Genomic DNA, 24,970 nt, shown 5'->3' with positions numbered 1-24,970 from the left:
CACCATGGACCTCGACATCGTTTCACTCTCGCGCCTGCAGTTCGCACTGACGGCGCTCTACCACTTCCTTTTCGTCCCGCTCACGCTGGGCCTGTCGGTCGTCATCGCCATCATGGAGACGGTCTACGTCATGACCGGGCGCAAGATCTGGCGCCAGATGACCAAGTTCTGGGGCACGCTGTTCGGCATCAATTTCGTGCTGGGCGTGGCCACCGGCCTGGTAATGGAGTTCCAGTTCGGCATGAACTGGAGCTACTACAGCCACTACGTGGGCGACATCTTCGGCGCGCCGCTGGCGCTGGAAGGCCTGATGGCCTTCTTCCTGGAGGCGACCTTCGTCGGCCTGTTCTTCTTCGGCTGGAACAAGCTGTCGCGCGTCGGACACCTGGTGGCGACCTGGTGCGTGGCGCTGGGCTCGAACTTCTCGGCGCTGTGGATCCTGATCGCCAACGGGTGGATGCAGAACCCCGTGGGCTCGGCCTTCAACCCCGAGACCATGCGCATGGAAGTCACCGATTTCTTCGCCGTGCTGACGAACCCGGTGGCGCAGGCCAAGTTCGTGCACACGGTATCGGCCGGCTACGTAACCGCATCGGTGTTCGTGCTGGGCGTGTCGGCCTGGTACCTGCTCAAGGGCCGGCACATCGACGTGGCCAAGCGCTCGATGACGGTGGCCGCCTCGTTCGGGCTGGCCTCGGCGCTGTCGGTGGTGGTGCTGGGCGACGAAAGCGGCTACCTGTCGACCGAGCACCAGAAGATGAAGCTGGCCGCCATCGAAGGCATGTGGGAAACCGAGCCCGCGCCCGCGCCCTTCACCATCGTCGGCATTCCCGACCAGCAGGCGCGCGAGACCCACTACGCCGTCCGCGTCCCGGCCGTCATGGGCCTGATCGGCACGCGCTCGCTCACCACCGAGATCCCCGGCATCACCACGCTGGTCGACCACGCGCGCGAGCGCATAGGCAGCGGCATCGTCGCCTTCGACGCCTTGCAGCGCATCCGCGCGGCGGGCAGCTCCGCCGCCATCGCGCCGGCCGACCGCGAGGCCTTCGAACAGCATGGCGCCGATCTGGGCTATGCCCTGCTGCTCAAGCGCTACCTGGACGACCCGCGCCAGGCCACGCCGCAGCAGATCGACCAGGCCGCCTGGGACACCGTGCCCATGGTCCTGCCGCTGTTCTGGTCGTTCCGCATCATGGTCGGCCTGGGCTTCTTCTTCATCCTGCTGACGGCGACGTTCTTCATCCTGTCGGCCCGCCGCCGGCTCGATGCGCACCGCTGGCTGCTGAAAGTGGCGGTGTTCGCCATCCCCCTGCCCTGGATCGCGGCCGAGATGGGCTGGATCGTCGCCGAGTTCGGCCGCCAGCCGTGGGTGATCGAGGGCGTGCTGCCCACCGCCGCGGCCGTCTCCGACCTGGGCGCGGGCACGGTGCTGATGACCATACTGGGCTTCACCGCACTCTACACCGTGCTGTTCATCGTCGAGATGGGCCTGATGCTGCGCGCCATCCGCAAGGGCGTGGAGCCCGACCCCGACCCGGAAGTGCGGCTCGTGGCCCCGCACCTGTCCCAACGCCTGACCGCCCAGGAGTAATCCATGATTCTGCACACACTCATCGACTACGACGTGCTGCGCCTGATCTGGTGGGCGCTGCTGGGCGTCCTGCTGATCGCCTTCGCGCTGACCGACGGCTTCGACCTGGGCACGGGCATGCTGCTGCCCTTCGTCGGCCGCACCGACGTCGAACGGCGCGTGGTCATCAACACCATCGGTCCGGTGTGGGAAGGCAACCAGGTCTGGCTGATCCTGGGCGGCGGCGCGATCTTCGCCGCCTGGCCGCCGCTGTACGCGGTGTCCTTCTCCAGCTTCTACCTGGCGATGTTCGCCATCCTGTTCGCGCTGATCCTGCGGCCGGTGGGCTTCAAGTACCGCAGCAAGCGCGAAAGCACGCGCTGGCGCACGGCCTGGGACTGGGCGCTGTTCGTCGGTGGCCTGGTGCCCTCGCTGATCCTGGGCGTGGCGGTGGGCAACGTGCTGCTGGGCGTGCCGTTCCGGCTCGACGGCGACCTGCGCATCTTCTACGACGGGACCTTCTTCGGACTGCTGTCCCCCTTCGCGCTGCTGTGCGGCCTGGTGTCGGTCACGATGCTGGCCACGCAGGGCGCGTGCTGGCTGGTCCTGAAGACGCGCGGCGACGTGGCCGAGCGCGCCCGCAGCTACGGCAGCGCGGCGGCGTTCCTGACCCTGCTGCTGTTCGCGCTGGGCGGCATCGCGCTGTGGGCCTGGGTGGACGGCTATCGCGTCACCAGCGCCATCGACACGCTGGGCCCGTCCAATCCGCTGCGCAAGACCGCCGAGATCGCCGCGGGCGCCTGGTTCGACAACTACGCGGCCCACCCGTGGCTGATGCTGGCGCCGGCCGCCGGCCTGGCCGGCTCGGCGCTGGCCCTGCTGCTGCTGCGGCTGCGCAGCGAGATCGGCGCGCTGCTGGCCAGCTCGCTGGCCATACTGGGCATCATCCTGTCCGTGGGGGTCTCGATCTTCCCGTTCCTGCTGCCCTCGTCCGCCGACCCGCGAGCCAGCCTGACGGTCTGGGATGCCTCGTCCAGCCACCTGACGCTGTTCATCATGCTGGTCGCATCGGGAATCTTCATCCCGCTCATCGTCGCCTACACGTCCTGGGTCTACCGGGTCCTGTGGGGCAAGGTCGACGAGGCGGCCGTGAAGGACCCCGGCAATCACGCCTACTGACGCACCTGGGAGAAACAAGCATGTGGTACTTTTCCTGGATACTGGGTTTGGGCCTGGCGGCGACCTTCGCCGTCCTGAACGCCATGTGGTACGAACTGAGGGAACAAGACGAGTAAGTCCCCCTATCGGAGATATCGAGCAGTATGAAGACCTGGGATCAACGCTTTTCCGAACCTGGCTACAAGTACGGAACCGCGCCCAACCGCTTCCTGGCCGAGCAGGAGCCACGCCTGCCGGCCGGTAGCCGGGTGCTGCTGCCCGGCGACGGCGAAGGCCGCAACAGCGTGTGGCTGGCAGAGCGCGGGCACCAGGTGCTGGCGGTCGACAATTCGCAGGTCGGGCTGGACAAGGCACTGGCCCTGGCCGCGAACCGCGGCGTCACCATCACCACGCTGAACGCGGACCTGGCGGCCTGGGCGCCGCCTCCCGCCACCTGTGCCGCGGTCGTCCTGATCTACGTCCACCTGCCCGGCAGCTTCCGCGCCGACGCCCACCGGCGCCTGGCGGGCGCGCTGGCGCCCGGCGGCTGGCTGGTCCTGGAGTCCTTCCATCCGCGCCAGTTGGGCTACCAGAGCGGCGGCCCGCGCGACGTCGACATGTTGAGCGACCTCGCCACGATACGCGCGGACTTCGCCGGCCTGCTCGAGGAAGTACAGGGCTGGGAAGGCGAGGTGGAACTGGACGAAGGGGAAGGACACCGCGGGCCGGCCTTCGTCACGCGCTACGTGGGCCGGCGCGCGACCTAGCCAGGCGGCATATCCGCTATAGTTGTCGCACCAAGCTTGGCTGCCGCGCGTATGCCCCCTACTTCGAAAACTTCGTCCGTGCCGACGCTCTCGTCCGATACGTACTCGCTGTCCTCCGACTTGACCACGCGGGCCTCGTCCGTCCAACAAGCCTACGCGTACGTGCGGGACGGCATCATCTCCGGCAGGTTTCCCGAAGGCGCGCGCATCACGGAGAAAGAAGTCTCGGAAGCGCTGGGATTGTCGCGCACGCCGGTGCGCGAAGGGCTCAGGCTGCTGGTGGCCGATGGCCTGCTGATCCTGCGCGCCAATGCGGGCGCCACCGTACGGACCTGGACCACCCAGGAGATCCGGGATCTCTACGCGGTGCGCATCCTGATCGAATCGGAACTGGCCGCCCTGGCCGCGACCCGCATGAGCCCGGCCACGCTGGCCGAACTGCACGAGATCCAGGACGAGATGGAATCACGCGGCCCGGACATCAGTGCCTCCAACCTGGATCGCATCGCCCCGCTGAACCGGAACTTCCACGCGCGCATCTCCGAATCCGCCGGCAACGCGCGGCTGCTGGCCATGCGCACCAAGGGCGTGGACATCAAGATCATTCTGCTGACGCGGCGCAGCTACGACCGCGCCCGCCTTGCGCGCACCTTCCAGCATCATCGGGAACTGATCGATGCCTTTACCTCACGCGACCCGGAATGGGCGCGCGCGGTCATGCACGGCCATTTGAGGTCGGCCCAGTTCGCGCTGCTCGAACGCTCCTCGCCCCCTACGGATCAGAACGCTGCTCGGTAAATGGCCAGGGCGTCGGCTTCCGACACCGGCCGTGGATTGTTGACCAGCAGCCGCTGCTGCTGCATGGCATCGCGCGCGAGCATGGCAAGGTCAACCCGCGCCACGCCGACTTCCCGCAAACGGCGAGGAATGCCCGTCGCACGCACCAGCTCTTCCATATGATGGATGAAGCCGTCGGCCGCCCCATCATCGGCACCCGCGCCCTCTCCCAGCGTCACGCGCGCCAGTTGCGCGTACATCGGCCGCGCGGCGGGAAGATTGAAGCGCAGCACGTGATTCAGAACCAGGGCATTCGATAATCCGTGCGGCACGTGGAAATGCCCACCCAGGGGATAGGCCAATGCATGCACCGCCGCGACAGGTGCGTTAGAGAATGCCTGCCCGGCCAACATGGCGCCGAGCAGCATGGCCTCGCGCGCGCCGAGATTCGAGGGCTCGCGGCAGGCAAGCAGCAGATGCTTCGACAGCAACTTCAGGGCGCGCGTGGCCAGCATGTCGGACAGCGGATTCTTCAATCGCGCCGACGTATAGGCCTCGATCGCATGCACCATGGCGTCTATGCCCGTCGCCGCCGTCGCGGCGATGGGCAGCGCCACCGTCAGCTCGGCATCCAGGATGGCCAGGTCCGCCATCAGCATCGGCGAAACGACTCCGCTCTTGCTGGTCTCGCCCGTCGTCACGATCGAGATCGCCGTCACTTCGGAACCCGTGCCCGCCGTGGTGGGCATCAGGACCAACGGCAGGCGCGGACCGGCCACCTTTCCTATGCCATACATCTCGGCCAGGGGCTGGGTCGAGCCGCAAAGCACAGCGATGAGCTTGGCCACGTCCATCGACGATCCACCGCCCAGGCCCAGCACGACCTGCGCCCTGGCTTCGCGGGCACGATCAGCCGCTTTCGCCACCACATGATCGGGCGGGTCCGCCACCACGTCGTCGATGACGGTGACCTCCCAGCCCTGGTCCCGCAAATCGGCCAGCGCGGGCGCCAGCAAACCGCTGGCGTGCAGAAAGCGGTCCGTGACCAGGCACAGGCGCACGGCGGTATGACGGGCCCGCAGCAACCGCCCCAGGCGACGCGCAGCGCCGCGTTCCACGATCAATTGCGGTACGGTGGAAAACTCGAACCTGTCCACGTTCGGACTCCCGACGGCGTCAGCGCGCCCAGCGCCTCTCGAAATCCCACACTTCCTTGAAGCCGATCAGTTCGCAGAACTCCCTGAAATCGGCCATGGGGATGTCGGGCGACAGGCTGGTGCCCGTCTCCTTGAGGTGACGCAGCGCCTTTTCCATCGCAGCGGCCGCGACCAGGCTGGTCATGGCCGGAAAGATCGCGAGCGAGAAGCCGATTTCCTTGAGCACGTGGGCCGGCAGGATCGGGGTCTTGCCGCCGTCGGCCATGTTGGCGATCATGGGCAGGTCGAAGGCTTGGCAAACGCGGCGCATTTCCTCTTCGCTCTGGGGGGCCTCGAAGAACAGGATATCGGCGCCGGCTCTTGCATAGGCTTCCATGCGGCGCATGGCGGCGTCCACCCCCAGGCTGGCGCGCGCATCGGTGCGGGCGATGATGAGGAAGTTCTCCTTGTCTTGCCGGGCATCGCAGGCGACCTTGATCTTGTCGACCATGTCCTCGATCGGCACGCAACGCTTGTTGGGCGTGTGGCCGCATTTTTTGGGAAACTCCTGGTCTTCCAGCTGGATGGCGGTGACGCCGGCTTCTTCGTAGCCGCGCACGGTGTGGTGCACATTGAGCAGGCCGCCATAGCCGGTGTCCGCGTCGGCGATCAATGCCGCCGAGGTGGTGCGCGCGATGGTTCGCATGCGGTCCACCATCTGGGTATAGGTGGCGATGCCGGCGTCCGGCAGGCCCAGGTTGGAGGCCGTGAGCCAATAGCCCGACCCGTAGACGATGTCGAAGCCGACCTTGGCAGTCATGATGGTGGCGATCATGTCCTGCACGCCCGGGATGACGATGAATTCGCCGCTGGAGAGTTTTTGTCTGAGAATCGGGTTGGCCATGCGGGTTCCACTAAGCGAAGAAAAAGAATTGAATTCAGTCCATGGACGCCAGCCAGGGCTGGTCGCGCTGGATGCGGGCTTCGTGGGCACGCAGCGCCGCGTCATGGCGCAAGGTGCGGTCCACCTCGTCCTCGGCGGAAAGCAGTTGTTCCGCATGGCCGTCGGCCAGTGCGATCGGGATCGCGCCGCCATCCGGGAGCGTCAGGCTACGCTGCGCCACCCGCAGGTGCAGGATGGGCTCGGTCAGCCCCGCCAACGCGCGCACCAGGCGCTGGTGGTCGGCCGGCGTCACCGTGGCGGGCAGCAGACCGTTCTTGACGCAGTTGTTGCGGAAGATGTCACCGAAGGAAAGCGCCACCACCGCCTGTACGCCATAGTCCGCCAGCGCCCAGACCGCATGTTCGCGCGACGATCCGCAGCCGAAGTTGGAAAGCGCTACCAGCACGCGGGGCGGCGCGGCCTGCTCCATGAAGGCCACCTCGGGCCGGCCTTCGGCCCGCCAGTCGGCGAACAGGTGCGCCCCCAGCCCCGTGCGGTGCACCGCGCGCAGGAAGCGGCCGGGAAACAGGGCATCCGTATCGATGTCGTCGCGCGCCAACAGGACGGCACGGCCATGGACTTCTGCTGTGACGGCTTTCATGCCAGGTACTCCCGAGGATCGGCCAGGCGGCCCCGGAGGGCTGATGCCGCGACCGCGGCGGGGCTCATCAGGTGAGTGCGCCCCCCCTGCCCCTGCCGGTTCTCGAAATTGCGGTTGGAGGTGGACGCGCAGCGCTGGCCCGGCATCAGGCTGTCGCCGTTCATGCCTATGCACATGGAACAGCCCGACTCGCGCCACTCGAATCCCGCGTCGACGAAAACCTGCGCCAGGCCTTCGGCCTCGGCCGCGCGCTTGACACTGGTCGAGCCCGGCACCACCAGCGCGCGCACGCCTGCGGCGACGCGGCGGCCGCGCGCCACCTGCGCAGCGGCGCGCAGGTCTTCCAGGCGACCGTTGGTGCACGAGCCGATGAAGGCCACGTCGATGGGCACCGAAGCGAGCGGCTGGCCGTGCTCAAGGCCCATATAGGCCAGGCTTTCCCGCAAGCGGTCGAGATCGGCGCCGTCCCTGGGCGCGGCACCGTCGCCCACGCGGCCCGAGAACGGGGCGCTGTCGGCCGGCCTGGTACCCCAGGTCACGAGCGGCGTGACCGCATTCGCGTCGAACTCGACATAACGGTCGTAGTCAGCCGTGTCATCGGTGCGCAGCGCGGCCCAGGCCTGCGCCGCCTGCTCGAAATGTTCGCGCGCCGCGCCCTGGACCCGCTCGCGCAGATAAGCCAGCGTAGTGGCATCTGGTGCGACCAGGCCGAAACGCGACCCGGCCTCGATGGTCATATTGCACAGCGTGAGCCGCGCCTCCATCGACAGCGCCCGCACCAGCGGTCCCAGGTATTCGATGCCATGGCCATTTCCGCCGCTGGTGCCGATGTGATGGATCAGGGCCAATGCCAGATCCTTGGCATAGACCCCCGCCGACAATTGCCCCGTCATCGAGACGCCCATCGTTTCCGGCTTGCGCATCCATAGGCTCTGGGTGCTCATGACATGGCCCACTTCCGAGGTGCCTATACCCCATGCTACCGCGCCCAGCGCGCCCAGCGTGGCGCTGTGCGAATCGCCGCAGACCACGGTGCTGCCCGGCAACACGTAGCCGAGCTCCGGTGCGATCACGTGCACGATGCCTTGCAGCGGATGGTCGAGGTCGAACAGGCGCATGCCCGTGCTCCGGGTATTGCGCCGCAGCGTGGCGATCTGCTCCCGGCTTTCCGCATTGGGAATGTTCGACAGCCGGTCGGCCGTGGTGGGCACGTTGTGATCCTGCACCGCGATGTGCCGCCGCGGCGAGCGCAGCGCGTGGCCGCCCTCGGCCATGCCTGCGAAGGCTTGCGGGCTGGACACCTCCTGCACCAGGTGCCGGTCGATGTAGATCAGGTCTTCGCCGGAATCATTGCGGGCGACCGTGTGTTCTGCCCAGATCTTGTCGAATAGAGTGGTCATGGCTGCGAGGCCGGCACGGGCTCGTACCACGGCAGTTCCGGCCGGTTGCCATAGCGGCGCACACGGATGTTGGCCTGCTCGCCATGTCCGGCGAAATTCTCCATGTGGCACAGGCGCGAGCAATATTCGCCGATCTCGGCGCTGGCCGCATCGGTCGTCACGCGCTGGAAGGTGCAGGTCTTCAGGAACTTGCCGACCCACAGGCCGCCGGTGTAACGCGCCGCCTTGTTGGTGGGCAGCGTGTGGTTGGTGCCGATCACCTTGTCGCCGAAGGCGACATTGGTGCGCGGCCCCAGGAACAGCGCGCCATAGTTGGTCATGTTTTGCAGGAACCAGTCCGGATCGCGGGTCATCACCTGCACGTGCTCCGAGGCCAGCTCATCCGCCTTCTGCAGCATTTCTTCCCGCGTATCGCAGACGATGACCTCGCCGAACTCCACCCACGAACGCGCCGCGACTTCGGCGGTAGGCAGGCGCTCGAGCTGCCGTTCCACTTCGGCCATGGTGGCGCGCGCCAGCGCTTCGCTGTCGGTCAGCAGCACGGCCGGCGAGGTCGGTCCATGTTCTGCCTGTCCAAGCAGGTCGACCGCGCAGATTTCGCCGTCCACCGAGTCGTCCGCGATGACCAGGGTTTCGGTGGGGCCGGCGAACAGGTCGATGCCCACGCGGCCGAACAGTTGGCGCTTGGCTTCCGCCACGAACATGTTGCCCGGGCCGACCAGCATGTCCACCGGCGCGATGGATGACGTGCCGACCGCCATCGCCACCACGGCCTGCACGCCGCCCAGCACCAGGATCTCGTCCGCGCCCGCCATATGCATGGCGGCGACGATGGCCGGATGCGGCTCGCCATGGAACGGTGGCGCGGTCGCCACCACCCGCTTCACGCCCGCCACCTTCGCTGTCAACACGCTCATGTGCGCCGATGCCAGCAGCGGATACTTGCCGCCGGGGATGTAGCAGCCGACCGCGTTGAGCGGAATGTGGCGGTGCCCCAGAAATACGCCGGGACGGGTTTCGACCTCCACGTCCAGCATGGATTCGCGCTGGATCCGGGCGAAGTTGCGCACTTGCGTTTGAGCGAAGCGGATATCGTCCAGCTCGCCGGACGACAGGCTCTTCATCGCCCGCTCGATGGCCGGCTGCGACAGGCGGAAGTCCTGCGGATCCCAGTTGTCGAATTTCTTGCTGTATGCGCGAACGGCTTCATCGCCGCGCGCTTCGATGTCGCGGATGATGCCCTCGACGGTATTGCGGACGGCGGCGTCGTCGTTGGCACGGGCCTGGACGTCACGGCCGCGCTTGAGATAGCGAATCATGAAATCTCCTGGCCTTGCTCAGTAATGCGACAACAAACGTCCCAGGCCCTGGACCTTGTCCTGGATGCCGCACTGGCGCAGCGCGTGCCAGTACGTGGCGGTATTGATCGCGATGATGGGCTTGTCCAGAAAGAGCTCGGCAGCGGCGGCCAGCCGGACCATGGACAGGTTGGTGCCGAGCTGCACGATGGCGTCGACGTCATCGCCATTGAGCTCGTTGATCGCGTCGCGGCACATCTGATCGGTGGTATGCGCGATCTGGACCGGGCTCGGACGGCGCAGGCAGATGTCGCGCACGACCGTGAAGCCGCAATCCTCGAAAAACTGCCGCGCCTCCGCGTTCGCCACGGGGTAGTAGGGAGAAAGAAAGGCAATCCTGCGCGCGCCGTAGGCATTCAACGCTGCCTCCAACGCGAACGAACCGCAGCTCACCTCCACCCCCACGTGTTCACGCATCTTATCCAGATACGCCTGCGCTCCTTTCTTGCCTCCCCAGAACATCACCGCCGACATGCCCATGATCAGATATTGCATCTCGCAGGTCTTGAGCACACTGGCCGCTTGCATGGTGTTGCCCGAGATCGACTCCATCATGTGCACGAAGCTTTCGTCGCTGTCGACCTTGAAGTCGGGAATCTCGATGCGGCTGTAGTGGTTGGTGACGCCCACCGGACGCATGTCGTCGAAATCCGGTTGCACGATGGTATTGGTCGACGGCCCAATCACGCCGAACTTCATCCGATAACCCAGGTGATCCATGGCTTGCTCCTCAAGAAAAAAGTGAAATCAGCTCGTCGCGATCCATAACGTCCGCATACTTCTGTCCCATGTCGAACAGGCTGGCCCGGTGCGGGCCCACCGCGCGGTCGCCCACGCAATCGGCCACCACCACGGTCAGGAAGTTGTGCTGCATGGCATCGAGCGCCGTGGCGCGCACGCAGCCGCTGGTGGTGCAGCCAACCACCACGGCGGTATCGACGCCCTTGCCGCGCAGCCAGTCGGCCAGGCCTGTCGCGAAAAAAGCCGAGGCGCCTTGCTTGCGCACGATGTATTCGCCGGAGATTGGCGCGAGCCCTGGGACGATCTGCGAACAATCGGCTGTTTCGGTGAACCGGGTCAGGCTCGGCGTCTTGCGGCAGAAGACGTTGTGGTCGCTGCCGTCCTCCGCATACACCATCCGCGCATGCGCCACTGGCCAGTTGCGCTCACGAAAGGCATGCAACAGGCCCTGCGTACGTTGCGCCGCCTCGCTAACGTGCGCGCCTCCGAGCAGCGCCGGATCGACGAAACCGTTGATGAAATCGACCAGCACCAGCCCGCACTGGCGTCCCACGCCGCTTTCGTGCCCCAGGCCCTGACGCTGGTAGATATCCAGCTCATCCATGTCATTCCCCCTTTGGGTCATGCAATTTCCGCCGCGCGCTCCAGCGCGTCGAACATCGAGGTCTTGCGGATATAGTCCAGCGACGCTGCCGGGTCGGTCGCGGTCGCGCGCAGCTCGTCGTGAATACGGGTGCGCGCGGTCTCGTCGCGCTCTTCGATCATCTTCTTGTTGCGCGCGGTGTTGGCGTTGATGTATTCGATCGCGACGGTGCGGCGCTGGCGCTCGTACAAATCGAGCAGTTCGATGGGCGCGCGCCCGGCCAGGACCTCGATCAGCTTGCCGGTCAGGTTGAAAGCGTCGTGCACGCCGCCATTCATGCCCATGCCGCCCAGCGGATTGTTGATGTGCGCGGCATCTCCCGCCAGCAGTACCCGTCCCTTGCGGAACTGCGCGGCCACGCGCTGGTGCACCTTGTACAGCGTGCGGTGGACGATCTGGTAGGGCTGCGGCTGGGGCAACAGGCCTTGCAGGCGTCGCTCGATGACGGCATCCGAGAGGACCTGCTCGTCGGACTCATGCTCGGGCGTGGGAAACAGCACGCGCCACAGCGATGGCACCTTGAGCAGCACGCACCATTCCTCCGGATCCGAGATGTAGTTCACCAGCGACAAGTTCTCGAAGTGCTGCTCGAACGGGAACTGCGTCGACACCACCAGGAAACGCTCGGGATAGGTGTAGCCCTCGAAATCGATACCGACGCTGTTGCGCACCGAGCTCCAGGCGCCGTCCGCGCCGATGAGAAAGTCGCCGCGGGCGGTCTCGGTGCCATCGGCCGTGCGCAATTGCACCGTAACGCCGCCTTCGTCCTGCCGCACCGACTCGACCGCGCAGCCGAACCGCACCCTGGCATTCGGATAGCTGGCCAGCTTCCTGACCAGTTCATCGTTGAGCTTCCATTGCTCACATTGCAACCGGAACGGGTACTTGGTGCTGCCGGTCAGCCGCGACAGATCGAACTCGGCGATCAATCCCTTGCGGCGATCACGCTGCTGGGTGTAGCGCGCCTTCAGGCCGGCCTCGACCAGGGGGTCGGCAATGCCATAGCGATCGAGCATATCGAGGGTGGGCGGATGAAAGGTCGAGGCGCGCAGGTCTTCCATCACGCTGGCATTGCGCTCGAACAACTCGACTTCGATCCCGGCATCGGCCAGCACCATGGCACTGACCAGGCCCACCGGGCCAGCCCCGGCCACCAGCACTCTAGCTTTGGACATCCTTTTTCTCACTTTGTACACAATCTTGGAAAAATTATGATCCAAAGGAAAGCACTAGTCCAGCCTTCAGTTCCTCTTATAACTTCCCCCTCCATGCACCAATGAAGCGCAAAGCCTCATAAACAAACGCCAAAATGGTGAATCCACGAATTTCATCAGGGTTTTCACCAGAACAATGAACCAATCGACAAAATAAGTATTAGGATTTGATTGTGTACAAAACAAGACATCCTCAGGATGCCGACGCGGCGGTTGCCGCCCTCTCGAACACAACCGAGGAACCACCATGCTTCGACCTCTTCTAGCCTCTTTGCACATCGTGGCCGCCGCCGCGATCCTTCCCGCAACGGCCAACGCGCAGCCCTACCCCAGCAAACCGGTCCGGATCATCGTTCCGGCTGCGGCCGGAGGCACTTCGGACATCGTTGCTCGGCTGCTTGCGATGAAGCTGCAAGAGTCCATGGGCAAGCCCTTCATCGTGGAATACAAGGCCGGCGCCGGCACCAACCTCGGCAGCGACTACGTGGCCAAGGCGGCACCGGACGGCTACACGCTGCTGCTCAATGGCATCTCGATGGCAACCAGCCAGGTGTTGTATCCGGACCTGCCGTATAACCCGCTGAAAGACCTGACGCCGATCATCGAAGCCGCGGCCATGTCCAACGTGATCACGGTCAACCCCCAGCTACCAGTCCACAGCCTGAAGGAACTGATAGCACTGGCAAAGAAGAACCCCGGCAAGTACAACTACGGCTCGCCCGGTTTCGGCAGCTCCGCCAGCCTGTCCGGCCAACTGCTCGAAATGAAGACAGGCGCCAAGCTGACGCACGTGGCCTACCAAGGCAACGCCCAGGCAACGAACGATCACCTGGCAGGATTGCTGGAAGTCGGCTTCGTCAACCTGCCCGTGGCCTTGCCGTTCGTGAAATCCGGCAAGCTGAGACCGCTGGCGGTCACGTCCGCGACCCGTTCGTCGCTGCTGCCCGATGTACCCACGGTGGCCGAGGCACTGAGCATCGACTATGAACTCACAGGCTGGTTCGGCCTGCTGGCCCCGGCCGGCACGCCCAACGACATCATCGCCACGCTGCACAAGGCTTCGGCCCAGGCACTGGCAGATCCTTCCTCGCGCGAGACGATCGTGAAGGCGGGCGCCGAGGTGGTTGGCGGATCGAGCGCAGACTTCGCGCGCACACTGCGCGCGGACACCGAGCGCCTGACGGAATTGGTGAAGCAATCAGGCGCATCCGCCAACAAATAAACCGCCCCGAGAAAACAGGATGCTCGAGCAGGGAACCGTGACCTGCCTCGCGCCGGGCATCCAACGGTGGACCGGCGGACAACGCCAGGAGAATACGTACCATGCGTAATACACGACTCAAGGCCTGCTGCTTCGCACTCATGGTCGCCATGTCTGGCGGCGCCCACGCGGCCCAACCGGAGAATGCCTACCCCACCCGACCGATCAGGATGATCATCGGCGGCGCAGCGGGGGGATCCTCGGACGTCTTTGCGCGCGCCATCGGCGACCACATGGCGTCGACACTCGGACAACCCATCATCGTCGAGTACAAGCCTGGAGCCGGCACGAACATCGGCACCGAATACGTCGTGCGCGCCAAGCCGGACGGCTACACCATCCTCATCAACGGCTTGCCCATCGTGGCCAACCCCCACCTTTTCCCGGACCTGGGCTTCAATCCCGCGACCGACCTGGTTCCGATCTCGGGGGTCGCCAAGATGACCAACGTCATCACGGTCAACGCATCGGTGCCGGTCAAATCGCTGCCCGAGCTGGTGGCCGAAGCCAGGAAATCGCCGGACCGGTTCGTGTACGGCTCGCCCGGCGAAGGCACCTCCAGCCACATCGCGGGCGAAATGCTGTCGGCCCGGACCGGCGCCCGATTCACCCACACCCCCTATCGCGGCAACGCCCAGGCCATGACCGACCTCCTGGGCGGCACGCTGCAGATGGGATTCGTCAACACCCCCGTGGCGGCCCCGTTCCTCAAGGAGGGCCGCCTGCGCGCGCTGGCTGTCACATCCAGGACCCGATCGCCGCTACTGCCCGACGTGCCGACCGTGGCCGAAGCGCTGAACCTGCCCGACTTCGACTTCAACGGCTGGTTTGGCCTGTTCGCGCCCAAGGGCACCCCGCCCGCGGTCATCGCCCGCCTCGAACAAGCCGTCGGCAAGGCGCTGGCCGATCCCAAGGTGGACAGGATCTTCATCGATGCCGGCGCCAGCGCCATGGACCCCGGCGCGGCCAGCTTCGCCAGATTCCTCACTGAGGAACGGAACAAGATCGATCCGCTGCTGGACAAGCGCGACAAGAACAAGTAACCGCCCGTCCGGCCGGAGGGCCATCCCCACACCGCCCTCCCACCCCGCTTCGCCCCTCCCGCCCCATCCCGGCGAAGCCTCCCCGCCCGGATTGCAATTGCGCCCCATCTGCGCGGTTTATTTTTTAAATAAAAATCATTATTATTCTTCTTTTTCCGGTTTCCATGGAGGACCGATGTCGACCCTGACACTCCGCATCTGGGCCTGGCCGCTCGCGCTTGGCATCCTCACCATCACCGGACTGCTCAGCGCCCTCGTGTCCGATACCTGGGGCGACGCTTGGTCCTGGGTCGGCCTGGGCGCGCCAGTCGCTGTCATGCTCTGGTTCGGATTGCGCCGCCATCCCGTCCGGGCTCGCGTCCATGGATCGCACCACCGCTCATGAACGTCCCGCCCCGCTTCGCCGACGCCAGCGGCGCCATAACCTCCACGAAGGACTGACCGCATGTCCACCCGCTCGCTCAAGACCTGGGCCTGGCTGCACAAATGGAGCAGCCTGGTCTGCACGGTGTTCATGCTGCTGCTGTGCCTGACTGGGCTGCCGCTGATCTTCCACCACGAAATCGGCCACCTGCTGGGCACCGAGGTCGAAGCGCCCGCCATGCAGAACGACGGCGCCCGGGTCAGCCTGGACCGCGTCCTGGAAGTCGCGCATGCGCGCTACCCCGAACGAGTCATCCAGTTCGCCTCGCAAGACGAGGATGACGAGCGCATCTGGTTCGTCACACTTACCCCCACGCCCGCCCCTACCGACGACTTCCGTTCCGTGGCAGTGGATGCGCGCACCGGCGAGATCCTGGCCGAGCCGCGCTTCGACGAAGGCTTCATGTATGTGATGCTCAAGCTGCACGTCGACCTGTTCGCTGGCCTGGCCGGCAAGCTGTTCCTGGGTTTCATGGGCCTGCTGCTGCTCATCGCCATTATCAGCGGCACCGTCCTGTACGGCCCCTTCACGAAAAAGCTGGACTTCGGCGAGATCCGCCGCCATCGCACCAAGCGCGTGAAATGGCTGGACCTGCACAATCTGCTGGGCATCGTGACTCTGGTCTGGGCCTTCGTCGTCGGCGGCACGGGCATGATAAACACCTGGGCCGACCTGATGATCAAGTATTGGCAATACGACCAGCTCAGCACCCTGCTCGCGCCCTACCAGGGCCAGCCCCTGACGCCAGCAGCCGAGCGGGCCTCGCTGCAGCGGTCCATGGAAGCCGCCAAGGCTGCCGCGCCCGGCACCCGCCTGTCGTTCATCGCCTTCCCCGGCACGGCGTTCTCCAGCCCCCACCACAACACCTTCTTCCTGGCCGGCAACGAACCACTCACCTCCAAGCTGCTGCAGCCGGTGCTGGTCGACGCCAAGACCGCCGAGGTCACCGCGACGCCCAGGCTGCCCTGGTACCTGACGGCGCTCCTGGTCTCGCAGCCCTTGCACTTCGGCGACTACGGCGGACTGCCCATGCAGATCATCTGGGCCCTGCTGGACATCGCGACCATCATCGTGCTTGGCAGCGGCCTGTACCTCTGGCTCAGGAAACGGCAACCCGCCACAACGGCACGGCGCAAGCAGGCCACGGTGTCGGCGTAATCCGCCCACCCGCGGAGCGCGACACGATGGTCGCGGGCTCGTCGCCTACATGTTGGCGATGACCGATTCCCCGAATCCCGAGCACGACACCTGGGTCGCGCCTTCCATCTGCCGCGCGAAATCGTAGGTCACGCGCTTGGATTCGATGGTGCGCTCCATGGCCGGCAGGATCAGGTCGGCCGCCTCGTGCCAGCCCATGTGCTGCAGCATCATGCGACCCGACAGGATCTCGGAGCTTGGATTGACGTAATCCTTGCCGGCGTACTTGGCGGACGTACCGTGGGTGGCCTCGAACACGGCCACCGAATCGCTCATGTTGGCGCCCGGGGCGATGCCGGCGCCTCCGACCTGGGCGGCCAGCGCCGACGACAGATAATCGCCGTTCAGGTTGGGCGTGGCGATCACGTCGAACTCGACAGGACGCAGCAGCATGGTCTGCGAGAACGCGTCGATCAGGCAGTCCTTGATCAGGATGTCCCGGCCGGTGCGCGGATTGCGGATGCGGCAGAACGGCCCCGCGTCGATGGTCTCGGCGGCGAATTCGCGGCGGGCGATCTCGTACCCCCAGTCGCGGAACGCGCCTTCGGTGTACTTCATGATGTTGCCCTTGTGCACCAGCGTGACCGAGCGGCGGTCATGGTCCAGGGCGTACTGGATGGCCTTGCGCACCAGGCGCTCGGTGCCCTCGCGCGATACCGGCTTGATGCCGATGCCGGAGGTGGCCGGGAAGCGCAGGTGCTTGGCGCCGAGCTTTTCCTCCAGCACCGTGATCAGTTCCACCGCCTCGGGCGAACCCGCGGCGTATTCGATCCCGGCGTAGATGTCCTCGGAGTTCTCGCGGAAGATGACCATGTTGGTCTTCTCGGGCTGCTTGAGCGGCGACGGCACGCCGCGCAGGTACTGGATGGGCCGCAGGCAGACGTACAGGTCCAGCGCCTGCCGCATCATCACGTTCAGCGACCGGAAGCCGCCCCCCGGCGGCGTGCCCAGCGGGCCCTTGATCGCGACGACGAACTCGCGCAACGCCGCCACGGTCTCGTCCGGCAGCCAGACGCCTTCGCCATATAGCGTGGTCGCCTTGCGCCCGGCGTAGATTTCCATCCAGTGGATGCGGCGGGCCTCGCCATAGGCCTTGGCCACGGCCGCGTCGATCACCTTGAGCGCCACCGGCGTGATGTCGCGCCCGGTACCGTCGCCCTCGATATATGCGACGACGGGCTGGTCGGGCACGTTGAGGGAGAAATCGGCGTTGACGGTGATGCGGCTGCCCTGGGCGGGCACCTGGATATGCTTGTAGGAAGACATGCGACGTTTCCGAACGATCGTTGAAGCAAGCCGCGTCGCGGCCCTGGCACATTCGGTGGATTATCCCGTATTCGGCCCGGCGGCGCACGCGGGCGGCGACGGGACAGCCCGGCGCGGCGGGTACAATCTCCGGATGATGTTCAACCCTACCCGAGACCAGGTCCGCCAGTTCTTCGCCGAGACCTGGCGCAAGCATCGCGCCGGCGAAGTCCTGACGCCGCTGGAAGCGACCGCGCTGGACTGGATCCTGGAACACCCCGAATACCACGGCGACCTCGAAAACCCCGAGGCCGCCCAGGCCGACTACAGCGTCGAGGCCGGCCGCACCAACCCCTTCCTGCACCTGTCCATGCACCTGGCGATCGCCGAGCAGCTGTCGATCGACCACCCCCCCGGCATCCGCGACGCCTACCAACGGCTCGCCCAGCGCAAGGGCGCCCACGACGCCGCGCACGAAATCATGGAATGCCTGGGCCGCGTCGTATGGGAAGCGCAGCGCCTGGGCACGCCGCTCGATACCGATGCCTACATCGACCTGATCAAAAAACGGGTGTAAGTCCCCAACGGAAAAACCCGACCCAACGCAAAAACGCGGCGCTCCGCACCGAGAGATCCTACGCAGACCTGGAATACTGTGGATCCGGCTCCGCCGGTCCACCCGCATCGCCCCTCGGGAGCCGGCGCCGGGCCGCCCCAAGGCGGGTCCCGGCCCCTTGGGGGCTGCCGCATAGCGGCTGGGGCCCCACTATTCTGGGCGCGCGTCAGCGCGTAGGGGGGACCCTACTACTTCCGTACAGCCAGGTTGCCCGGCAGGCTGGATAGGTAGGCCGCCACATCCTCGATGTCCTTGTCGGACAACTGGACGGCGAAAGCGCCCATGATGGGATTCTTGCGGATGTTGGCCGACGGCGCGGCGTTGGACTGGCCGCGGCGATAGGCCTTGAGCGCATGCGCGAGGTAGTCGGGATGCTGGCCCGCCAGCTGGGGATAGCTGGGATCGATGGAGGTCTTGGCATCGGCCCCGTGGCACGACGCACAGTTGATGCGATCGAATACCGCTTTGCCCGCGGCGATGTCGCCGGCGGCCTGGGCGGCCGACAGCGAGAGCAAGGCGCTGCCGACGAGGAAGGAAAGGCGCAGGGTGGTCTTCATGGTCGGACGGCTCACTTCAGGCTGGAGTAATAGGCGGCCAGATCGGCGATGTCCTGCTCGGACAGGCTCTTGGCGATGCCAACCATGGAAGGATGCGTCCGGGCGCCGCTGGCGTATTCCTTCAGCGCCGCCTCGATGTACTTGGCGTTCTGCCCAGCAATCATCGGCACGTGATAGACCTCGGGAAAGCTGGACTTGTAGCCCGGAATGCCATGGCAGCCTATGCACATGGAATTCTTGTCACGGGCGGCATCGGCATTGCCCGTGACGGTGGCCGGCGGGGCGGATTGGGCCGCGGCCGAGCCGACGACCGCACAGGCGGCCAGGGCGGCCAATACGGGCAGCGCCCGCTTCGTTATGCTCAACTTCATTAGAACGCTCTATCAGAATCAAGAGAAATCCCGATACCGGGCGGCGAAACGACTGAGCGGCAACGCCCGGCCCCCACAGGCCAACGAAGCGTCTCCGTTTTATCCCATCGGGAAACCGTATTGTTGTACTGAAGTCCGGTTTCCGTCTTTATTTAACCCCTAATGATACATCAGGAAGCGCCTTCGCCCGCCGCCCGCTTGCATGGACGGGCGCCGGCGCCCCCTGCCCGTCCGGACTTTTCTTATACTGGGTGCTTCGCCCCTGCGGGGCCCTACCGCCAGCCCGACCATGCCCCAGTCCGTCTCGCCGTCCGCCGCCCGCTTCCAGGGCACCGACACCTACGTCGCCACCGACGACCTGACGCTTGCCGTCAATGCCGCGCTCACGCTGGAGCGCCCACTGCTGATCAAGGGCGAACCCGGCACCGGCAAGACCATGCTGGCAGAGGAAGTGGCCCGGGCGCTGGGGCGGCCGCTGCTGCAATGGCACATCAAGTCCACCACCAAGGCGCACCAGGGACTGTACGAGTACGACGCGGTCTCGCGCCTGCGCGATTCGCAGTTGGGCGACGAGAAGGTGCGCGACATCACGAACTACATCGTGCGCGGGGTGCTGTGGCAGGCCTTCGCCTCGCCCGAGCCGGTGGTGCTGCTGATCGACGAGATCGACAAGGCCGACATCGAATTCCCCAACGACCTGCTGCGCGAGCTGGACCGCATGGAATTCCACGTGTACGAGACGCGGGAAACCGTGCGCGCCGTGCACCGGCCGCTGGTCATCATCACCTCCAACAACGAGAAGGACCTGCCCGACGCCTTCCTGCGGCGCTGCTTCTTCCACTACATCCGGTTTCCCGAGAAGGAGACCATGGAGCGCATCGTCGGGGTCCACTACCCCGGCCTGAAGAAGGAACTGCTGTCGGCGGCGCTGGACAGCTTCTTCCAGCTGCGCGAAACCCCGGGCCTGAAAAAGAAACCGTCCACGTCCGAGCTGCTGGACTGGCTCAAGGTCCTGCTGGCCGAAGACATCCCGCCTGAAGCCCTGAAAAGCAACGACCGCGAAGCCGCCGTACCCCCGCTGCACGGCGCGCTGCTGAAAAACGAACAAGACGTCCACCTGTTCGAACGCCTCGTCCTCATGGCCAGAAGATGAACCCACCCCCTACGCGCTTCGCGCGCCCCCTCAAGGGGGCGGCACTGGCGGACCGGCAAAGCCGGATCCGCTGTGCCCTGGATGGAAAGACACCGGCCTGGCGTCAAACATACAACCATGCTCATTGATTTCTTCTATCACCTGCGCAAGCACCAGTTGCCGGTCTCGATCAACGAGTACCTGACGCTGCTGGAGGCGCTGTCGCGCCGGGTGATCGCGCCTTCGGTGGACGAGTTCTATCTGCTGGCCCGGATGACGCTGGTGAAGGACGAGAGCCAGTTCGACCGCTACGACCGGGCTTTCGCCAGCTACTACAAGGGCATCGAGGCGGCCTTTCCGCCCGGCAAGGAGATCCCGGCCGAATGGCTGGTGCGGCGCTTCATGCGCGAGCTGTCGCCCGAGGACAAGGCCGCGATCGAGAAACTGGGCTGGGACAAGCTGATGGAACTGTTCCGCCAGCGGCTGGAGGAACAGAAGGAACGCCACGAGGGCGGCAGCAAGTGGATAGGCACGGGCGGCACCTCGCCTTTCGGCAGCGGCGGCTACCACCCCGAGGGCATCCGCATCGGCCAGGACAGCGCCGGCAACCACAGCGCGGTCAAGGCCTGGGACATGCGCAGCTTCCGCGACTACGACGACCAGGTGGAGCTGGGCACGCGCAACATCAAGGTGGCCCTGCGGCGGCTGCGCCGCTTCGCCCGCGAAGGCGCCGACCTGGAACTGGACCTGGACGACACGATACGCAGCACCGCGCGCAACGCGGGGCACCTGGACATCCGCATGGTGCCCGAGCGGCACAACACGGTGAAGGTGCTGATGATGCTGGACGTGGGCGGCACGATGGACAGCCACATCCAGCGGATCGAGGAATTGTTCTCGGCCGCGCGCAGCGAGTTCAAGCACCTGGAAGTCTATTATTTCCACAACTGCCTGTACGACTGGGTCTGGCAAAGCAATCGCCGCCGCCACGCCGAGCGCGCCCACACCTGGGACGTGCTGCGCAAGTACAACCCGGACTGGCGCCTGATCTTCGTCGGCGACGCCACCATGAGCCCCTACGAGATCCTGCAGCCGGGCGGTTCGGTGGAATACCACAACACCGAGGCCGGCGCGGTCTGGCTGCAGCGCATGGCCGCGGCCTTTCCCCGTTTCGCCTGGCTCAATCCCGAGCCGGAGGGCCTGTGGCCCTACCGCCAATCCACCGACATCATCCGGAAACTGATGCAGGGCCGCATGTATCCGGTCACGCTGAACGGCCTGGAACAGGCCATGCGGCTGCTGTCCAAGTAATACCCCGGGCCGCGCGGCGGGAACGTTGTCGCGGCCCGGCACTCCAATCCACTTCCTGAACGGTTCGAGTCCGCCCATGCCATCATCGCTCACCGCCAACCGCTCCGGTCTCCTGGGCCGGGCCTTCGCCTGCGTGGCCCTGTCCGCGGCCACCCTGCTGCCGCCGGCCACCCATGCCGCCCAGGCCCAGACGCAGGTAGCCGTCCCTGCCGGCGTGCAGAAGCTCACCTCGGTCGAAGGCATCAACGAATACCGGCTGAACAACGGCTTGCGCATCCTGCTTGCGCCCGACCAGTCCAAGCCGACCACCACCGTCAACATGACCTATCTCGTGGGCTCCCGCCAGGAGAACTACGGCGAGACCGGCATGGCGCACCTGCTGGAACACATGCTGTTCAAGGGCACGCCCACGATGCGCAACGCGCTGGCCGAGTTCTCGCGCCGCGGCCTGCAGGCCAACGGCAGCACCTGGACCGACCGCACGAACTATTTCGCCAGCTTCGCCGCCAACGAGGCCAACCTGGACTGGTACCTGGGCTGGCAGGCCGACGCCATGGTCAACTCGCTGATCGCGCGCAAGGACCTGGACTCGGAAATGACCGTGGTGCGCAACGAGATGGAAAGCGGCGAGAACAACCCGTTCCGCGTGCTGATGAGCAAGATGATGGCCACGGCCTACCAGTGGCACAACTACGGCAAGACCACCATAGGCGCGCGCTCGGACGTCGAGAACGTCGACATCGGCCGCCTGCAGGCCTTCTACCGCACTTACTACCAGCCGGACAACGCCGTGCTGATCGTCTCGGGCCAGTTCGACGAGGCCAAGACGCTGGCGGTCATCGCCCGCACCTTCGGCAAGATTCCCAAGCCCAAGCGCACCCTGCCGCGCCTGTACACCGAGGAACCGGTCCAGGACGGCGAGCGTAGCGTCACGCTGCGCCGCGCCGGCGGTTCGCCCATGGTCGCCGCCATGTACCACACGCCGCAGGGCGGCGCGGCCGATTCCGCTGCCATGGAAATGCTGGCCAGCATCCTGGGCGACGCGCCCTCGGGCCGGTTGTACAAGTCGCTGGTGGAAACCAAGCTGGCCGCCTCCACCTTCGGCTTCACCTTCGGCATGTACGATCCGGGCATGATCATGATGGGCGCCCAGCTGCAGCCCGGCGCCAGTCTGGATGCCGCGCGCGACAAGATGCTGGAGACCATCGAGTCCATCAAGGCGCAGCCGATCACCAGCGAAGAGCTGGAGCGCGCGCGCACCCGCTGGCTCAAGGACTGGGACATGGCCTACAGCGATCCGCAGAAGGTGGGCGTGTCGCTGTCCGAAAGCATTGCCCAGGGCGACTGGCGCCTGTTCTTCGTGACCCGCGACCGCGTCCGCGACCTGAAGCTGGCCGACGTGCAGCGCGTGGCGGAAAGCTACCTGCTGCAATCGAACCGCACGCTGGGCACCTACATCCCGACCGACGGCCCCCAGCGCGCGCCCGCGCCGCAGCCCCTGGACCTGCAGGCCGAGTTGAAGGGCTACAAGGGCGACACCGACTTCGTGCAGGCCGAGGCCTTCGACGCCACGCCGGCCAACATCGACGCTCGCACCCAGCGCAAGACGCTGGATCTGCCCAACGGGCCGGTCAAGCTGGCGCTGCTGCCCAAGTCGACCCGCGGCCACCTGGTCAACGCCCGCCTGGTGGTGCAGTTCGGCGATGCCGAGACGCTGCGCGGCCAGCGCGAGGTCTCGCGCGCCGTGGGCGCCCTGCTCGACAACGGCACCGCCACGATGACGCGCCAGCAGATCGAGGACCGCTTCGATGCCCTGCGGGCGGACGTCGGCTTCGGCGGCAGCGGCACCAGCGCGGTGGTCGACATCTCGACCACCCGCGACAACCTGCCCGCCACGCTGGAACTGGTGCTGGACGTGCTGCGCAACGCCAGCTTCCCCGAGGACCAGCTGGACGAATACCGCCGCCGCGGCCTGGCCTCGGTGCAAAGCGCCCGCCAGGAGCCCACGGCGGTCGCGCAGCAGACCCTGGCTCGGCACGACAATCCGTGGCCGGCCGACGACCTGCGCTACACCCCGAGCTTCGACGAACAGGAAGCCGCCTACAAGGCGCTGACGCGCGACGCGCTGGTGCAGTTCCATGACCGCTTCTACGGCGCGGGCCGCGTACGGCTGGCCGCCGTGGGCGACTTCGACCCCGCCGCGGTCGAGCAGTCCCTGAGCAAGGGCCTGCAAGGCTGGAAGCAGGCGCCGACCTATACCCGCGTGGACGACCCGTACCATGCGGTGCCGGCCAAGCGTTTCGACGTCTCGCTGCCCGACAAGGCCAACGCCTTCTACCTGTCGACCCTGCCGATCAAGCTGCAGGACACCGATGCGGACTATCCGGCGGCCATGCTGGCGAACTACCTGCTGGGCAGTTCCGAGACCTCGCGGCTGTGGATGCGGGTGCGCGAACGCGAAGGCCTGTCGTACAACGTGCGCAGCCAGCTGTCGGCCTCGTCCTACGAGCCCTCGGGCCAGTGGACGCTGTACGCCATCTACGCGCCCAGCAACCGGGCGCGGCTGGAGACGGCCATCAAGGAGGAATCCGAGCGCGTGCTGCGCGAGGGCTTCACCGCGGCGGAGGTCAAGGACGGCATCGATTCGCTGATGAACCTGCGCCACCTGGCCCGCGCGCAGGACCGGCGGCTGGTGGGAGCCTGGTCGGACTACCTGGACCTGGACCGCACCTTCGCCTTCGCGGCCGAATCCGACCGCAAGCTCAAAGCGCTGACCGCCGAACAGGTCAACGCGGCGCTGCGCAAGTACTTCAAGCCCGAAGACTTCAGCACCGCGGTGGCGGGGACGTTCAAACCGTAGTCCGCGTACCCTCGGGAGGCCCGTCGCCGTCGGGCCTCCCGGCCGCATGCCGCGGCCACAGCATTTTCACCACTTCCCGATCGCGGCCGTAGGCGAAACAGGAATCGATCTTCTCCCGCGCCCGCTCCTCGCCCATCAGCAGGGGCGTGTCGCGCTGCAATCCGCGTATGCCCTGCAAGGCCGTGGTGGCCATCGGCACCAGCATTTCCATCAAGTGGGTACAGCTGGCCGCGCCTCGCAACCGGTCCTTGACCATGGCCGTCCAGCCCCGGGCGATGCGCTCGCCGACCAGCACGCGCAGCGTGTCCGTGGCTTCCTTGCATAGCGGCCAGGGCGTCGAATCCGACGCCGCCACGATGTCCCGGATCACATACGCGTCGTCCACCGTCAGGCGTATCCACAGGTCGTGGAGCGCTTCTCCCGCGGGCAGCGGGTCGTCCGAACTCATGAGTTGGAAGGGAAAGGGCTTGCGGTCGACCAGCCGGGCTTCCACGTCGTACAGACCGTCTTCGCGGGCGTAGGTCTGCATGTCGATGACGCGGTGATGGACGGAGCGGCGGGCGGAGGGTTCCGGTAGAGGCATGATGGCAGGCTTCCTGGCTGGCGCCCAGCCATTGTAGAGGCACCGGCCCGCGCGATCGA

General features: G+C 66.0%; 25 protein-coding genes. 13 read left to right on the top strand and 12 right to left on the bottom strand.

Translation table 11 applies throughout. The annotated features are described in order from the left end of the window. The first annotated feature begins 4 nt into the window (after positions 1–4). The 5 genes from EV675_RS27155 (at position 5) to EV675_RS27135 (ending at position 4,296) form a co-directional block, all read left to right on the top strand. The gene (locus EV675_RS27155; protein ID WP_130361743.1) at positions 5–1,594 is read left to right on the top strand and encodes a cytochrome ubiquinol oxidase subunit I; all 1,590 of its coding nucleotides are present in this window, start codon (positions 5–7) and stop codon (positions 1,592–1,594) included. Positions 1,595–1,597: 3 nt separating this feature from the next. After that, a complete protein-coding gene (gene cydB, locus EV675_RS27150) occupies positions 1,598–2,752 on the top strand; it encodes a cytochrome d ubiquinol oxidase subunit II (protein ID WP_130361742.1) in 1,155 nt (384 codons plus the stop codon). Between the two features lie 20 nt (positions 2,753–2,772). Next, the gene (gene cydX / locus EV675_RS27145) at positions 2,773–2,868 is read left to right on the top strand and encodes a cytochrome bd-I oxidase subunit CydX (RefSeq protein WP_087841421.1); all 96 of its coding nucleotides are present in this window, start codon (positions 2,773–2,775) and stop codon (positions 2,866–2,868) included. A gap of 27 nt (positions 2,869–2,895) precedes the next feature. Continuing rightward, entirely contained in the window at positions 2,896–3,498 is a 603-nt protein-coding gene (locus EV675_RS27140; protein WP_130361741.1) for a class I SAM-dependent methyltransferase, read from the top strand. A gap of 78 nt (positions 3,499–3,576) precedes the next feature. Then, a complete protein-coding gene (locus EV675_RS27135) occupies positions 3,577–4,296 on the top strand; it encodes a GntR family transcriptional regulator (RefSeq protein WP_165404793.1) in 720 nt (239 codons plus the stop codon). Here the strand turns inward: EV675_RS27135 and EV675_RS27130 are convergent. Genes EV675_RS27130 through EV675_RS27095 form a run of 8 tightly spaced genes read right to left on the bottom strand, consistent with a single transcriptional unit; the run spans position 4,278 to position 12,272 of the window. Further along, a complete protein-coding gene (locus EV675_RS27130) occupies positions 4,278–5,432 on the bottom strand; it encodes an iron-containing alcohol dehydrogenase (protein WP_130361739.1) in 1,155 nt (384 codons plus the stop codon). The genes EV675_RS27135 and EV675_RS27130 overlap by 19 nt on opposite strands. A gap of 19 nt (positions 5,433–5,451) precedes the next feature. Continuing rightward, a complete protein-coding gene (locus EV675_RS27125) occupies positions 5,452–6,315 on the bottom strand; it encodes an isocitrate lyase/PEP mutase family protein (RefSeq protein WP_130361738.1) in 864 nt (287 codons plus the stop codon). Between the two features lie 34 nt (positions 6,316–6,349). Then, positions 6,350–6,955, bottom strand: a complete 606-nt coding sequence (gene leuD / locus EV675_RS27120; protein WP_130361737.1) for a 3-isopropylmalate dehydratase small subunit — start codon at positions 6,953–6,955, stop codon at positions 6,350–6,352. Then, on the bottom strand, positions 6,952–8,355 hold the full coding sequence (gene leuC / locus EV675_RS27115; RefSeq protein WP_130361736.1) for a 3-isopropylmalate dehydratase large subunit: 1,404 nt from the start codon (positions 8,353–8,355) through the stop codon (positions 6,952–6,954). Before leuC ends, leuD begins: the two co-directional genes overlap by 4 nt. Next, entirely contained in the window at positions 8,352–9,674 is a 1,323-nt protein-coding gene (hisD, locus tag EV675_RS27110; protein WP_130361735.1) for a histidinol dehydrogenase, read from the bottom strand. Before hisD ends, leuC begins: the two co-directional genes overlap by 4 nt. A gap of 18 nt (positions 9,675–9,692) precedes the next feature. Beyond that, positions 9,693–10,433 (bottom strand): maleate cis-trans isomerase family protein, encoded by a 741-nt coding sequence (locus EV675_RS27105; protein ID WP_130361734.1) that lies wholly within the window; start codon positions 10,431–10,433, stop codon positions 9,693–9,695. Positions 10,434–10,443: 10 nt separating this feature from the next. Beyond that, positions 10,444–11,058, bottom strand: coding sequence for an isochorismatase family protein (locus EV675_RS27100; protein WP_130361733.1), 615 nt, complete (start codon positions 11,056–11,058; stop codon positions 10,444–10,446). 17 nt (positions 11,059–11,075) lie between these two features. Then, a complete protein-coding gene (locus EV675_RS27095; RefSeq protein ID WP_130361732.1) occupies positions 11,076–12,272 on the bottom strand; it encodes an FAD-dependent oxidoreductase in 1,197 nt (398 codons plus the stop codon). Between the two features lie 286 nt (positions 12,273–12,558). Between EV675_RS27095 and EV675_RS27090 the strand changes: the two genes are divergently transcribed. The 4 genes from EV675_RS27090 to EV675_RS27075 all read left to right on the top strand — a co-directional run bounded on the left by EV675_RS27090 (position 12,559) and on the right by EV675_RS27075 (position 16,197). Further along, positions 12,559–13,533 (top strand): Bug family tripartite tricarboxylate transporter substrate binding protein, encoded by a 975-nt coding sequence (locus EV675_RS27090; RefSeq protein ID WP_130361731.1) that lies wholly within the window; start codon positions 12,559–12,561, stop codon positions 13,531–13,533. A gap of 101 nt (positions 13,534–13,634) precedes the next feature. After that, positions 13,635–14,615, top strand: a complete 981-nt coding sequence (locus EV675_RS27085) for a Bug family tripartite tricarboxylate transporter substrate binding protein (protein WP_130361730.1) — start codon at positions 13,635–13,637, stop codon at positions 14,613–14,615. Positions 14,616–14,790: 175 nt separating this feature from the next. Next, the gene (locus EV675_RS27080) at positions 14,791–15,000 is read left to right on the top strand and encodes a hypothetical protein (RefSeq protein WP_130361729.1); all 210 of its coding nucleotides are present in this window, start codon (positions 14,791–14,793) and stop codon (positions 14,998–15,000) included. Positions 15,001–15,060: 60 nt separating this feature from the next. After that, a complete protein-coding gene (locus EV675_RS27075) occupies positions 15,061–16,197 on the top strand; it encodes a PepSY-associated TM helix domain-containing protein (protein ID WP_130361728.1) in 1,137 nt (378 codons plus the stop codon). Between the two features lie 45 nt (positions 16,198–16,242). On the opposite strand, the gene icd is transcribed toward EV675_RS27075, so the two are convergent. Next, positions 16,243–17,502 carry an NADP-dependent isocitrate dehydrogenase gene (gene icd / locus EV675_RS27070; RefSeq protein ID WP_130361727.1) on the bottom strand — a complete coding sequence of 420 codons (1,260 nt, stop codon included), beginning with the start codon at positions 17,500–17,502 and terminating at the stop codon, positions 16,243–16,245. Positions 17,503–17,638: 136 nt separating this feature from the next. Between icd and EV675_RS27065 the strand changes: the two genes are divergently transcribed. After that, positions 17,639–18,058: a DUF1841 family protein gene (locus EV675_RS27065; protein WP_130361965.1), complete on the top strand. Its 420-nt coding sequence runs from the start codon at positions 17,639–17,641 to the stop codon at positions 18,056–18,058. A gap of 227 nt (positions 18,059–18,285) precedes the next feature. Here EV675_RS27065 and EV675_RS27060 read toward each other — a convergent pair whose 3' ends face one another. Both EV675_RS27060 and EV675_RS27055 read right to left on the bottom strand, forming a co-directional pair. Further along, positions 18,286–18,654: a c-type cytochrome gene (locus EV675_RS27060; protein WP_130361726.1), complete on the bottom strand. Its 369-nt coding sequence runs from the start codon at positions 18,652–18,654 to the stop codon at positions 18,286–18,288. A gap of 11 nt (positions 18,655–18,665) precedes the next feature. Further along, positions 18,666–19,025, bottom strand: coding sequence for a c-type cytochrome (locus EV675_RS27055; RefSeq protein WP_130361725.1), 360 nt, complete (start codon positions 19,023–19,025; stop codon positions 18,666–18,668). Positions 19,026–19,314: 289 nt separating this feature from the next. On the opposite strand from EV675_RS27055, the gene EV675_RS27050 reads away from it, so the two are divergent. The 3 genes from EV675_RS27050 (at position 19,315) to EV675_RS27040 (ending at position 24,328) form a co-directional block, all read left to right on the top strand. Further along, on the top strand, positions 19,315–20,178 hold the full coding sequence (locus EV675_RS27050) for an AAA family ATPase (protein ID WP_130361724.1): 864 nt from the start codon (positions 19,315–19,317) through the stop codon (positions 20,176–20,178). A 117-nt stretch (positions 20,179–20,295) separates the two neighbouring features. After that, positions 20,296–21,468 (top strand): vWA domain-containing protein, encoded by a 1,173-nt coding sequence (locus EV675_RS27045; protein WP_130361723.1) that lies wholly within the window; start codon positions 20,296–20,298, stop codon positions 21,466–21,468. A gap of 76 nt (positions 21,469–21,544) precedes the next feature. Then, positions 21,545–24,328: a M16 family metallopeptidase gene (locus EV675_RS27040; protein WP_130361722.1), complete on the top strand. Its 2,784-nt coding sequence runs from the start codon at positions 21,545–21,547 to the stop codon at positions 24,326–24,328. Here the strand turns inward: EV675_RS27040 and EV675_RS27035 are convergent. Beyond that, positions 24,318–24,911, bottom strand: a complete 594-nt coding sequence (locus EV675_RS27035; RefSeq protein ID WP_130361721.1) for a DUF2889 domain-containing protein — start codon at positions 24,909–24,911, stop codon at positions 24,318–24,320. The genes EV675_RS27040 and EV675_RS27035 overlap by 11 nt on opposite strands. Positions 24,912–24,970 lie beyond the last annotated feature (59 nt).

Origin of the sequence: Pigmentiphaga kullae (assembly GCF_004216695.1) — a bacterium.
GTDB classification, from domain to species: domain Bacteria; phylum Pseudomonadota; class Gammaproteobacteria; order Burkholderiales; family Burkholderiaceae_B; genus Pigmentiphaga; species Pigmentiphaga kullae.
The sequence above is the reverse complement of the archived record's forward strand: the minus strand, read 5'-3'. Positions and strand labels throughout refer to the sequence as shown.